Source organism: Vibrio rubrogenes (assembly GCF_059641415.1).
In genome coordinates this window covers 390,496-402,884 of sequence record NZ_JCARSY010000001.1, presented here as the reverse complement: position 1 = coordinate 402,884, position 12,389 = coordinate 390,496, and the positions used below count along the sequence as shown (strand labels likewise).

The window sequence follows — 12,389 nt, the reverse complement described above, 5'->3', positions numbered from 1 at the left end:
ACCCTTCCCAGAAAATCGATGAAAAGGAAATAGAATGAGTCATATAGGAAGCTTATTGTCGGAAGCTGCTACCTTAATGATGACTGGAATGCTGGTCGTCTTCGCATTTCTGACGATCATGGTCTATCTCGTCACTCTGATGTCCAAGATTGTTCCTCAAGAAACGCCACCATTACCGCCTGACGTCAGTCAGTCTACCCATTCAACGGATGTTAGCCCTCAGGTTGTTGCTGCCATTTCAGCAGCTGTACACCAATATCGCTCATCAGCCAAACATAAATTATAAATAGGAGTGTTGTATGTCTAAACCATTGGCACTTACTGATGTTGTTCTCCGTGACGCGCATCAGTCTTTGTTTGCGACCCGGATGCGTATTGAAGATATGTTACCTATCGCATCAGCGCTTGATCAGGTTGGTTATTGGTCTTTAGAAACTTGGGGAGGCGCTACATTCGATGCTTGTATTCGCTTTCTGGGAGAAGATCCGTGGGAGCGGCTCAGAACGCTGAAACAAGCCATGCCGAAAACCCCGATGCAGATGCTTTTGCGTGGTCAGAATTTATTGGGATATCGTCATTACGCTGATGATGTCGTCGAAAAGTTTGTCGAGCGGGCGCATCGTAATGGGATGGACGTGTTTCGAATTTTTGATGCGATGAACGATGTGCGTAACTTCAAGAAAGCGGTTCAATCGACGATCGATGTCGGGGCGCACGCACAGGGTACGCTTTCTTATACTACGAGCCCTGTTCATAACATTGATGTGTGGGTCGATCTGGCGAAGCGTCTGGAAGACCTGGGGTGTCATTCTTTATGTATTAAAGACATGTCAGGATTGTTGAAACCTTATGAAGCGGAAACGTTAATTCGGAGAATTAAACAGTCTTGTGATGTGCCGTTAGCACTGCATTGCCATGCGACCACGGGTTTATCGACCGCAACAGCCATCAAAGCCGTTGAAGCGGGAATCGATATTTTAGATACAGCGATTTCATCGATGAGTCAGACTTATGGACACACACCGACCGAGACGGTTGTTGCCATGTTAGAGCAGAGTGAGCGAGATACAGGACTTTCTCTGGCGCAGTTGGAACCCATTGCAACTTATTTTCGTGATGTCCGTAAGAAATACGCGAAATGGGAAGGGCAGCTTAAAGGGGTTGATTCTCGCATTCTGATCGCTCAAGTGCCCGGTGGAATGCTCACCAATATGGAAGGTCAGTTAAAGGATCAAGGTGCGGCCGATCGTATTGATGAAGTTTTGGCTGAAATTCCGAAAGTTCGCCATGATCTCGGTTATATCCCCCTGGTCACACCGACATCACAAATTGTCGGGACTCAGGCTGTGATTAACGTGCTCATGGGGGAACGTTATAAGAGCATAACCAAAGAAACTGCCGGGGTTTTGAAAGGGGAGTATGGTGCTGCACCTGCCCCTGTCAATGCTGAACTTCAGGCTCGGGTACTTGAAGGTCAACAGCCAATTACTTGTCGCCCTGCGGATTTGATTGAGTCTGAAATGGCAATATTGACCGACGAGTTGACGAAGAAAGCCAAAGCTGAAGGTATCGATTTGGCCGAGTCGGTGGTCGATGATGTTCTGACGTATGCGCTTTTCCCTCAGGTTGGCTTGAAGTTTCTTAAAAACAGAAATAACCCTGATGCGTTTGAGCCATTACCGACCGTTGAAGAGGCTACTGCGGTAAAAGCTGCGCCAAGTACTGTATCTGGCACTCAAGGGATTGAAACTTATAGTGTGAAAGTCGATGGTCAAGTCTATGAAGTTGAAGTCGGCCCTCAAGGCCAGTTAACTTCCGTGACATCAGCTACGCCACAACTAAGCGAGACGGCCCCGAAAGGTGATGCCGAGGTGATTGCTGCGCCTTTGGCGGGAACGATTTTTAAAGTGAATGCTTTGCCCGGTCATCCCGTGAACGAGGGAGATGTCTTGATTGTATTAGAAGCGATGAAAATGGAGACCGAGGTTCGTGCCGCTAAAAATGGAACCGTACAGGACGTTTTGGTGAAAGAAGGTGACTCGGTGCATGTCGGTTCACCGTTATTCAGTTTGGCATAAGGGTGACTCATGGACGGATTACTAACCTTATGGGCAGAGACCGGCATTGCAAATTTTGAATTTGGTCAGATTTGCATGATCCTTGTCGGATGTCTGTTGCTATTTTTAGCGGTTGCTAAAGGGTTTGAACCCTTACTGCTATTGCCGATTGGCTTTGGTGCCATTTTAGCCAATATTCCCAACGCAGGCTTTACCGAGCCGGGTGGATTACTTTATTACATCTATCATGTTGGTATTGAGTCAGGCGTATTCCCGTTGCTGATCTTTATGGGTGTCGGTGCGATGACTGATTTTGGCGCACTGATCGCGAATCCGAAGACGTTATGGTTGGGGGCTGCGGCTCAATTGGGAATTTTTGCCACCTTGATTGGCGCGATTTTACTCAATTTGGTGCCGGGCATGGAATTCTCGATGGCGGATGCTTCGTCAATTGCAATCATTGGTGGGGCTGATGGGCCGACAGCGATATTTCTTGCAAGCCGCTTATCGCCTGATTTATTAGGGGCGATTGCAGTTGCTGCATATAGCTATATGGCTCTAGTGCCGATTATTCAGCCACCGATCATGAAAGCGCTGACCACACCAGCAGAACGGCAAATACAAATGGCACAATTGCGGTATGTTGGCAAGCTAGAGAAAATCTTCTTCCCGATGCTGGTGTTATTGATGACGATCCTCTTTTTGCCGTCAGCAACGCCTTTAGTCGGCATGTTTTGTCTCGGCAATCTCATGCGGGAAGTCGGGGTTGTAGAGCGTTTATCAAAAACCGCTCAGAATGAACTGATTAATATCGTGACGATCTTCCTTGGCTTAGGGGTCGGTTCTAAATTACAGTCCGATAAGTTTTTAAATCTTGAAACATTAGGCATTCTTGCGTTAGGCGCTGTGGCATTTAGTATCGGGACCGCCGGTGGGGTATTGATGGCTAAATTATTGAATAAGTTATCTAAAGAAAATATTAATCCGCTGATTGGTGCAGCGGGTGTCTCCGCTGTTCCGATGGCTGCCCGGGTGGTGAATAAGGTCGGATTGCAGGCAAACCCACAGAACTTTTTACTGATGCACGCGATGGGGCCCAATGTGGCTGGTGTTTTAGGATCTGCGGTTGCTGCGGGTATTCTTTTAGCGCTAGTCGGTTAATTTTTCTGCAAATTTACCGTCAGAGGTTCACGATACAGGGTAAAATGATATATATTCAAAGGAATACCTCAGGGTATTCCTTTGATTTTTGCATCGATATGAATAGGTAAAGGAACTTTGGATATGGATAACAAGCAAATTGCGATAACCCAGTTTGGTGACGAAGATGTATTGGTGATTCAATCCAATTCAATACCAGAACCCGGAGCCGGAGAAGTTTTGGTCAAAGTTGCTTTTGCTGGTATCAACCCAATCGATGTAAAAACCAGATCCGGCTTGGGATGGGCTGCAGATCAGAATAAAGATCAACTGCCATGGGTGCCCGGTTATGATATTTCCGGGACCGTGGTTCGGTGTGGCCAAGACGCTGAACGGTTTCAGATGAATGATTTTGTCGCTGGCTTTATTGGTTTTCCTTTGAAGGGCGGTGGCTACAGTCAATATGTCTGTGTGCCTGAAAGTGAATTAAGTTATGTGCCGCCTTCGGTTACACTGGAAGCGGCTGCCGTATTGCCACTGGCTGGTCAAACCGCGGTTCAGGCATTAAATAAAGCACAGGTGAAAGAAGGTGATCGGGTGTTGATTCTTGCCGGAGCCGGTGGGGTCGGGCATTTAGCGGTTCAGATCGCTGTGGCTGCCAAAGCTGAAGTTTACACCACGTGCAGTGAAGAGAATCTTGATTATCTGGCAACGCTGGGCGCGCATGCAATTAATTATAACTTTGCACCGGTATCTGAACGGCTGGAAGATGTGGACGTGCTGATCGATTTGGTCGGTGGGCAGGTTGCATTGGATGCCTTGAAGTGTTTAAGAGATCAGGCAACGGTTGTCACCGTACCGACGGTGACTGCGGAGATGATTTGTGAAAAGGCCAAATTACTCGGCTTCCATGCTATGGGAATGCTGGTTGATCCGGATCCTGAACAACTGGATACCATGCTCTATATGGTCGGTGTCGGTCTACTGAAAACAGAAATTCAGCATGTTTATCCGCTGCATGAGGTGCAAGAAGCACATCGTCAGGTTGCAACAGGCCATACTCGAGGCAAAATTTTGCTTGATATGCAATGTTAGAATGCTTGGAAGCATTTTTTTCAGGATTCGGTCTTTCTCTTCAGGAATCAGCACTTTGGATACTATTCATTGGTGGCTTTCTCAGTGCTACCATTCTACCGGGTGGATCTGAAGCAGCTTTAATTGCGACCCTCAATCTTCATCAATATCCGACCTTAACGATTATTGCTGTGGCCACTTTAGGCAATACGCTTGGTGGCATGGTGAACTATTGGATCGGAATATGGCTTCCGAACAGAACTCAGGAGAATAAACGCGGTCAGAAGTCTTTAGCTTGGTTAAGACAATATGGTTACTGGGCTTTGTTATTTAGTTGGTTACCTGTGATTGGCGATGCGATGTGTATTGCCGCTGGCTGGCTGCGGATGCGCTTTCTTCCTTCTATGTGTTTGATCCTGATTGGTAAAGCGATTCGATATGCCATATTGGCTGCGTTATTTTATGGTTTGTTTTAAGGAGATAAGATGAGAAAGCTATTGCTTTGCCTTCTCTGTCTGGTGGTTTTTTCCGGTTGTTCTTCCGTTAGTGATTCTGACGCTCTCCCTCAAGGTGTGACTTTGGTTGACAAGCAGTTGCCTCAACCCGGTACAGTACAAATTCCATATTCTAAATATAAATTAGCCAATGGCCTGACAGTGATTCTATCTCCGGATCATTCTGATCCATTAGTGCATGTCGATGTCACTTATCATGTCGGTTCTGCCAGAGAATCTCAGGGTAGAACCGGATTTGCTCATTTTTTTGAACATATGATGTTTCAAGGCTCAAAGCATGTGAAGGATCAACAGCACTTTAAGTTAATTACCGAAGCGGGTGGTTCTTTGAATGGGTCTACCAATCAGGATCGCACCAATTATTATGAAACGGTGCCGGCTAACCAGCTTGAAAAAGTGCTGTGGCTTGAGTCTGACCGGATGGGTTTTTTACTGGATGCTGTCTCTCAAAGAAAATTCGAAATTCAGCGCGACACCGTTAAAAATGAGCGGGCTCAGAATTATGATAATCGTCCCTATGGCTTGATGTGGGAAAAAATGGGCGAAGCAATGTTTCCTCCGGGGCATCCTTATTCATGGCAGTCGATCGGATATGTACAGGATTTGGATCATGTTGATGTCAATGATTTAAAATCATTCTTCCTTCGTTGGTATGGCCCGAATAATGCTGTTTTGACCATTGGGGGGGATATTGATGTTGAACAAACATTAGCTTGGGTCGCCAAGTATTTCGGCCCGATCCCGAAAGGACCGGAGGTCAAGTCTGCCCCAAAACGTCCGGTTACTTTGTCGGCAGACCGATATGTCACGATGGAGGATCGTATCCAACAGCCGATGGTTGTGATTGGGTGGCCGACAGAATATAAGGGCGCCGAAAGCCAGGTTTCACTGGATGTTCTGGCTCAGGTACTCGGTGATGGTAATAACAGTTTACTCTATCAGTCACTGGTTAAAACTCAGCAAGCGTTAAGCGCCGGTGCTTTTCAGAAGTGTGGAGAGCTTGCCTGTACATTCTATGTGTATGCGATGGCACCATCGGACAAGCAGCATGATTTGCAACAATTATCTCAGCAGCTACTCAGCATTGTCAGAAAGCTCGAACAGCAAGGTGTTGTACAGGAACGATTGGATGAAATTAAAGGCATGGCAAAAGCCAATGCAGTTTTTGCCTTGGAAAGTGTCAAAGGTAAGGTTGCTCAGTTAGCCAGCAATCAGACATTCTTCGGCCAGCCGGATCGGTTGCAGCAAGAGCTGGATGATCTTGACATGGTCTCTTCTGCTTCGGTTCAGCGCGTGCTGCGACAATTTATTGTCAATCATCACAAAGTGACTTTAAGTGTCGTGCCACAAGGTAAAAATAATCTGGCAGTCAGGTCTGCAAACTTTGTCGCGCCAAAGCATATCAGTGCTGCCCCCCGTCATATTGATGATCAAGATCTGGCACTGCGAACTGTTGTCGACTCTTTTGACCGCTCGGTGACTCCTTCAGTATCTGGGCCTGTGACACTGCACATGCCGAAGCTCTACAGTGCGTATTATGAAAATGGGATTGAGCTGATGGGGACGGTCACGACAGAAACCCCGACCGTTTTGGTGAACATTAATTTACCCGCAGGAAATCGCTTTGTTCCTCAGGGAAAAGAGGGGCTGGCTGAATTAACGGCTCTCCTATTATCTGAAGGCAGCCTGGCTCACTCAGCAGAGCAAATCCAATCCGAGCTGGATAAGCTCGGCTCAGTGATCTCTGTTGATACGCAAACTTATACCACGCGTATTACCGTGTCGAGTTTGAGTAAGAATTTGACTCAAACACTGGCCATTGTTGATGAGATGCTATTCCAGCCTAAGTTTGCCGTGTCAGATTTTAAGCGGATTCAAAACCAAATGATTCAAGGTGCGATTTATCAACATCAAAAGTTGGGTTGGCTCGCATCACAAGCTACTCAGCAAGTGTTGTTCGGTGATTCGTTGTTTGCCCGGATCAGTGAGGGGACTGAAACGTCGCTTGCTGCAATCACTTTAGATGATGTGAAGTCTTTTTATCGTCAGCACTATACGCCACATGGTACCCAGATCGCTGTCGTTGGTGATATTTCCAAGCAAGATGCAATTAAGTCCGTTGCTTTTTTATCGGAATGGCAAGGTGATGATGCACCATTACTGGATCCCCAGATTGTCCCTGTACTGCATGGACAGAAAATCTATCTTGTGGATAAACCCGGTGCTTTGCAGAGTATTGTTCGTTATGTCCGTCAAGGATTACCGTTTGGCGCTACTGGTGAGCAGTTTCTGACACAACTGGCGAATTTTAATTTAGCCGGGAATTTTAACAGCCGGATGAATCAGAACCTGAGAGAGGACAAAGGCTATACCTATGGTGTGGACAGCACGCTGGCGGGAAACCGGGAAATCGGTGTGATGATCTATAGTGCCTCAGTTCGCCAGGATGCAACAGTGAATGCGATTCGGGAAATGCAGCGTGAAATGCAGCGTTACAGCCAATCGGGTATGACGGCTGAAGAGATACGTTTTATGCGCCTTGCTATCGGACAGCAAGATGCCTTAGCTTATGAAACACCATCACAGAAATCTCAATTGTTGAATGGTATTATGGCATATAGTTTGGACCATGATTATCTTCAGCAGAGAAATCAAATTGTTGCGACTGTCGATCGAGATGTATTGGATCAACTGGCAAAAAAATGGTTCAATCCGAAGGATTATCAGATTATTGTTGTGGGTGACATGAAGACCCTGAAACCAAAGTTAGAAAAGTTAAAAATCCCGATGGAAGAACTTGAAATCGTCCACTAGAGTACACATAAAGACTACACGAGAAGCTTATTATATTGTCGGTGTGTCTTGGGATTTTCTGACTTGGTACGACAAACTTACAAGAAGCGAATAATATTTTGACTAATTTTGCCACACGACTAAAGTTGGTTGCTCAACAACCGGGTATCGTCAACGCTTTTAACCGGGGTGTTGAACGAGAGACATTACGATATACCAAGGATGGACATTTAGTTCAGACACCGCATCCGGAAGCATTGGGCGCAGCATTAACAAACCAGTTTATTACCACAGACTTTGCCGAGCAGCTGCTTGAGTTCATTACACCAGTGAGTCAGGATATTTCGACGTTGGTTGAGCAGTTATCCGACATCCATCGTTTTGCTCAGGTTACGATCAATGATGAAGGGCTATGGCCGATGTCGATGCCTTGTTATGTCGGTGATGAAGAGAATATCAAACTCGCCAAATATGGAACTTCGAACATCGGTAAGATGAAAACGCTGTATCGTCAGGGTTTAAAGAATCGTTACGGCAGTTTGATGCAGATTATTTCCGGCGTCCATTTCAATTTCTCTTTTCCGGAAAGCTTCTGGGATACTTTATTCGGTACGCAATCCGATAGTGAACGCTGTGCTTCTAAGTCAGAAGCTTATCTGGGTGTGATTCGTAATTACTATCGATTTGGCTGGTTGTTGCCTTATCTGTTTGGTGCATCGCCGGCATTATGTTCATCGTTTATCAAAGGCCGTGAAACATCGCTGCCTTTTGAAAATATCGGTGAGACATTATACCTGCCACATGCAACCTCGTTGCGATTGAGTGATTTAGGCTATACCAATAGTGCTCAGAGTGTTCTCAGAATCGGTTTCAATAGCCTTGAAGAATATCTTGAAGGACTTCGTCAGGCGATCCATTCTCCTTCGGAAAAATTTGCTCAGATCGGTGTGAAAGTGAATGGTGAATACCGTCAGCTGAATAGTAATGTGCTTCAAATCGAAAACGAATTATATGCTCCGATTCGGCCCAAGCGTGTGACCCAGAGCGGCGAAAAACCTTCTGAAGCATTGGCTAACCGAGGCATTGAATATATTGAAGTGCGCTCGTTGGATGTGAATCCATTCAGTCCGATAGGAATTACTGAAACCCAAATACGTTTCTTGGATCTGTTCCTGACGTGGGCTGCTTTATCGGACTCAGAACCGATGAATGACTGTGAGTTAAATTGCTGGAGAGAAAACTGGCAAAAAGTGATTCTGGAAGGAAGAAAGCCCGGATTAGAGCTGCAAATCGGCTGTCATGGTGAGGTGCTGACTTTACAAGATTGGGCGAAGCGCGTTTTCGGTGAATTAAAACTTGTCGCAGAATGGATGGATCAAGCTGCGGGTGATCACGCTTATCAGGATGTTTGCCAGCAGTTATCTGTTTGCATTGATCAGCCGGAAAATACGTTATCCGGGCAGCTATTGGAACAGATTAAACAGTCTGGTGGATTAGGCAAAACGGGCAGAGCGTTTGGTGAAGTTTATCGTCAGTATCATCTGACGCATAATTATCAGCATTACTCGCAAAAGTTGATGGAAGAAGAAGTCACTCGTTCCGTGATGGAGCAGTATCAGATTGAACAAGATGATCATTGTGATTTCGATACGTTTTTACAGCAGTATTTTTCGTACCTGAATACTCAGGAAGAGCAGCCAGCCCGGGCTGCATGTGAATAATCAGATGTCGGGTTGTCGTGGAAATGACTCATTCTCTAAACATCAAACGTGTAGTTTAGTGAAGGTTATCTGAGATAACGTTGTACGACCAAAGAGATACAATTGATACTGGTTGTTTAGAATCAGTCAAAATGGAGAATTGTCATTATGCCATTATTAGATAGTTTTACGGTGGATCATACTCGTATGAACGCACCTGCCGTCCGTGTTGCTAAAACCATGAATACCCCTAAAGGCGATACGATCACGGTGTTTGATTTACGTTTTACCGTTCCGAATCAAGATATCCTTTCTGAGAAAGGCATTCATACATTAGAACACTTATTTGCAGGCTTTATGAGAGCTCATCTTAATGGTGACGGTGTTGAAATCATTGATATTTCTCCGATGGGATGTCGGACTGGCTTTTACATGAGCCTGATTGGTGTGCCTTCTGAGCAGCGAGTTGCGAATGCCTGGCTAGCAGCAATGCAGGATGTTCTGAAGGTTGAAGACCAGAACAAAATCCCGGAATTAAACATTTATCAATGCGGCACCGCAGCAATGCACTCTCTGGGTGAGGCAAAAGAGATTGCTCAAACGGTCATCTCAAGTGGTATCAGTGTCAATCAGAATGATGATCTGGCGTTACCTGAATCAATGCTTCAGGAACTGAAAGTGGACTGATTATTTCTCATACAGCGCCGCATTAAAAAGCTTGGTCATGTGCCAAGCTTTTTTACTTTTAACGGATGTGTGGGCTTATTCTATCCAACTGAAGTGAAGCCAATGATCGGTTACGACTTTTTATTAGCTTTGTTTGGAAAAACTTTGACGAGCTTAATTCTATTCTCTTCAATATCAATCAGTTCCATCGCATGTTGGGCAACATTGATACTGAGTTGGGTTTGAGGAATATCTTCCAGATGTTCCAAAATTAAACCGTTCAAGGTTCTTGGCCCATTGGTTGGTAATTTCCATTTGAGACTTTTATTGATATCACGGATGTTGGCACTCCCTTCTATTAAGAAACTACCATCGCTCTGCGGTGTAATTTCATCCGCAAGGCTTGGCGAAATAGAAGTCGTAAACTCACCGACAATCTCTTCGAGAATATCTTCAAGCGTGACAAGACCATTAATATCGCCATATTCATCAACAATCAGTCCAATCCGTTCCTTATTTCTCTGGAACTTGAGCAATTGTACATTGAGTGGCGTCGACTCCGGAATGAAATAAACTTCATCTGCGGCTCGAAGTAGCATTTCTTTATTAAACTCGTTTTTCTCAAGCATCAGACGGAAGGGGTCTCTGAGTTTTAAAATCCCTACGACTTCGTCAATATTATCCCGATAGAGAACCACCCGACCATGCGGTGAATGAGTTAGCTGACGGACAATCGATTTCCAGTCATCATTGATATTAATACCGGTAATCTCATTACGAGGGACCATAATATCGTTTACGGTGACGTGCTCTAAGTCGAGAATAGATAGCAGCATGTCTTGATGTCGTTTCGGAATCAGACCGCCTGCCTCATTGACGACTGTTCTCAGCTCTTCTGAACTGAGATGATCACCGCCACTTTGTCGTGCTGAAACACCCAGCAACTTAATAAATCCGTTGGTGATTAGATTGACGAAGAGCACCAGTGGCGACAGAAGTTTCATAAGGATGCTCAGTAGGTAACTACTGATATAAGACACTTTTTCTGGATAGAGTGCTGCCAGTGTCTTCGGTGTTACTTCGGCAAAGACGAGAATTACCAGGGTCAAAACACCCGTTGCAATCGCGACTCCGAGGTTTCCACCCAGCCGCATCCCGAGAATCGTGGCAATTGCGGAAGCTAGAATATTGACTAAGTTATTGCCGATCAGAATCAGACCGATCAGACGGTCCGGACGGCTTAATAGTTTTTCAACACGCTTTGCACCTTTATGGCCAGTTTTAGCCAGATGCTTCAGGCGATAGCGGTTCAATGCCATCATGCCTGTTTCTGAACCGGAGAAATATCCTGAGATGATGATAAGACACGCAAGTAGCGTAAATAAGACACCAGTTGATATGTCGTCCAAAATAAATTGCTTCCTTTATTGATGTTGTGACTTCTATGGCTGAACTCTATTCTGCTGTCAATCCATAAAGTATTTCAACAAGTTAATGTAAGATAAATTCTCGGACAAAACGACTGCCGAAGTAAGCCAGAGTTAAAATAAAAGCCCCGGCAATCGCAAACCAGGTTACTTTTCTTCCCCGCCATCCTTTCTGATAGTGGCCCCACAAAAGTACGGTATACACGACCCAGGCAATGACCGACAAGATACCTTTGTGCGCTTTCCCCTGAGCAAAGATTTCTTCAATGAAGATAAAACCTGTGATTAAGGTACCGGTTAACAACAGATTACCGATCAGAATGATACGGAATAGCTGTCTCTCTATCTGGAGTAAAGGCGGGAGGTTTGGATTAATCGCTAATGACTTTTTCTTTTTTAATTTATGATCCAGCCAAGCTAATTGGAGTGCATACAGTGCACCGATTGTCAGTGTTGAATAAGAGAACAGAGCCAGGAAAATATGGATCAGCAGCGGCAGATTATCTTCCATATGAGTGATGAAGTTTCCGGGAAGGCTCGCAGCAGCCGACAGATTAATTGCCGCAAAACCGTAAACCACCGGCAGCATAAACCACAACCGAGTTTTTAGCATCGCACCGCTCATCACTAAGCCAATGATGAAACTGATGAGAGAGCCAACGTTCAGAATGCTTAGATTCTGGCCGTTAGGGTGAAAGATCAGATCGCTGAGTAACCACGCATGTAACAGCAGCGCAGTTGCAGCACAAATCAAGACGGCTTTTGCTTTGATACCCGTTTGATTGACCAGTCCCGGAATGATGGTTGCAATAGCGAGAAAGTAAAAAAGCGAAGCAACTATTGCGATAAACTTATCCATATATCTCATCAAAAAAGATTGTAAAGAAGATGAATTATACATGTCTAAGCGTCAATGAGCCACGGTTGGCTACTTAATTTTGAATGACATAAAACAAATCGTTTACAGCCCAAATGAGTCATGACCTATTTCGGTAGAATATTGGGGCCAGAGAAGTG

At 45.2% G+C, this 12,389-nt stretch carries 10 protein-coding genes; 8 read left to right on the top strand and 2 right to left on the bottom strand.

The annotated features are described in order from the left end of the window. Positions 1 to 34 precede the first annotated feature (34 nt). The 8 genes from AC55NX_RS01885 to luxS all read left to right on the top strand — a co-directional run bounded on the left by AC55NX_RS01885 (position 35) and on the right by luxS (position 9,966). Entirely contained in the window at positions 35 to 286 is a 252-nt protein-coding gene (locus tag AC55NX_RS01885; protein ID WP_496994193.1) for an oxaloacetate decarboxylase subunit gamma, read from the top strand. Positions 287 to 299: 13 nt separating this feature from the next. Further along, complete coding sequence (gene oadA, locus AC55NX_RS01880) at positions 300 to 2,078, top strand: sodium-extruding oxaloacetate decarboxylase subunit alpha (RefSeq protein ID WP_496994192.1); 1,779 nt, start codon at positions 300 to 302, stop codon at positions 2,076 to 2,078. 9 nt (positions 2,079 to 2,087) lie between these two features. After that, entirely contained in the window at positions 2,088 to 3,218 is a 1,131-nt protein-coding gene (locus AC55NX_RS01875; protein ID WP_059121571.1) for a sodium ion-translocating decarboxylase subunit beta, read from the top strand. 123 nt (positions 3,219 to 3,341) lie between these two features. Beyond that, complete coding sequence (locus tag AC55NX_RS01870) at positions 3,342 to 4,292, top strand: NADP-dependent oxidoreductase (protein ID WP_496994191.1); 951 nt, start codon at positions 3,342 to 3,344, stop codon at positions 4,290 to 4,292. After that, positions 4,286 to 4,747 carry a YqaA family protein gene (locus AC55NX_RS01865; RefSeq protein ID WP_496994190.1) on the top strand — a complete coding sequence of 154 codons (462 nt, stop codon included), beginning with the start codon at positions 4,286 to 4,288 and terminating at the stop codon, positions 4,745 to 4,747. The genes AC55NX_RS01870 and AC55NX_RS01865 overlap by 7 nt, the downstream gene beginning before the upstream one ends. Before the next feature lie 9 nt (positions 4,748 to 4,756). Then, on the top strand, positions 4,757 to 7,600 hold the full coding sequence (locus tag AC55NX_RS01860) for a M16 family metallopeptidase (protein WP_496994189.1): 2,844 nt from the start codon (positions 4,757 to 4,759) through the stop codon (positions 7,598 to 7,600). A gap of 98 nt (positions 7,601 to 7,698) precedes the next feature. Continuing rightward, positions 7,699 to 9,300, top strand: a complete 1,602-nt coding sequence (gshA, locus tag AC55NX_RS01855) for a glutamate--cysteine ligase (protein WP_496994188.1) — start codon at positions 7,699 to 7,701, stop codon at positions 9,298 to 9,300. 147 nt (positions 9,301 to 9,447) lie between these two features. Next, the gene (luxS, locus tag AC55NX_RS01850) at positions 9,448 to 9,966 is read left to right on the top strand and encodes an S-ribosylhomocysteine lyase (protein WP_496994187.1); all 519 of its coding nucleotides are present in this window, start codon (positions 9,448 to 9,450) and stop codon (positions 9,964 to 9,966) included. Between the two features lie 110 nt (positions 9,967 to 10,076). On the opposite strand, the gene AC55NX_RS01845 is transcribed toward luxS, so the two are convergent. Both AC55NX_RS01845 and AC55NX_RS01840 read right to left on the bottom strand, forming a co-directional pair. After that, on the bottom strand, positions 10,077 to 11,354 hold the full coding sequence (locus AC55NX_RS01845) for an HlyC/CorC family transporter (RefSeq protein WP_496994186.1): 1,278 nt from the start codon (positions 11,352 to 11,354) through the stop codon (positions 10,077 to 10,079). A gap of 82 nt (positions 11,355 to 11,436) precedes the next feature. Continuing rightward, entirely contained in the window at positions 11,437 to 12,231 is a 795-nt protein-coding gene (locus AC55NX_RS01840) for a cytochrome C assembly family protein (RefSeq protein WP_496994185.1), read from the bottom strand. Positions 12,232 to 12,389 lie beyond the last annotated feature (158 nt).

Coding starts and splice junctions, on each gene's coding strand:
- AC55NX_RS01885 (WP_496994193.1), top strand. CDS start 35: ATGAGTCATATAGGAAGCTTATTGTCGGAAGCTGCTACCTTAATGATG.
- oadA (WP_496994192.1), top strand. CDS start 300: ATGTCTAAACCATTGGCACTTACTGATGTTGTTCTCCGTGACGCGCAT.
- AC55NX_RS01875 (WP_059121571.1), top strand. CDS start 2,088: ATGGACGGATTACTAACCTTATGGGCAGAGACCGGCATTGCAAATTTT.
- AC55NX_RS01870 (WP_496994191.1), top strand. CDS start 3,342: ATGGATAACAAGCAAATTGCGATAACCCAGTTTGGTGACGAAGATGTA.
- AC55NX_RS01865 (WP_496994190.1), top strand. CDS start 4,286: ATGTTAGAATGCTTGGAAGCATTTTTTTCAGGATTCGGTCTTTCTCTT.
- AC55NX_RS01860 (WP_496994189.1), top strand. CDS start 4,757: ATGAGAAAGCTATTGCTTTGCCTTCTCTGTCTGGTGGTTTTTTCCGGT.
- luxS (WP_496994187.1), top strand. CDS start 9,448: ATGCCATTATTAGATAGTTTTACGGTGGATCATACTCGTATGAACGCA.
- AC55NX_RS01840 (WP_496994185.1), bottom strand. CDS start 12,231: ATGGATAAGTTTATCGCAATAGTTGCTTCGCTTTTTTACTTTCTCGCT.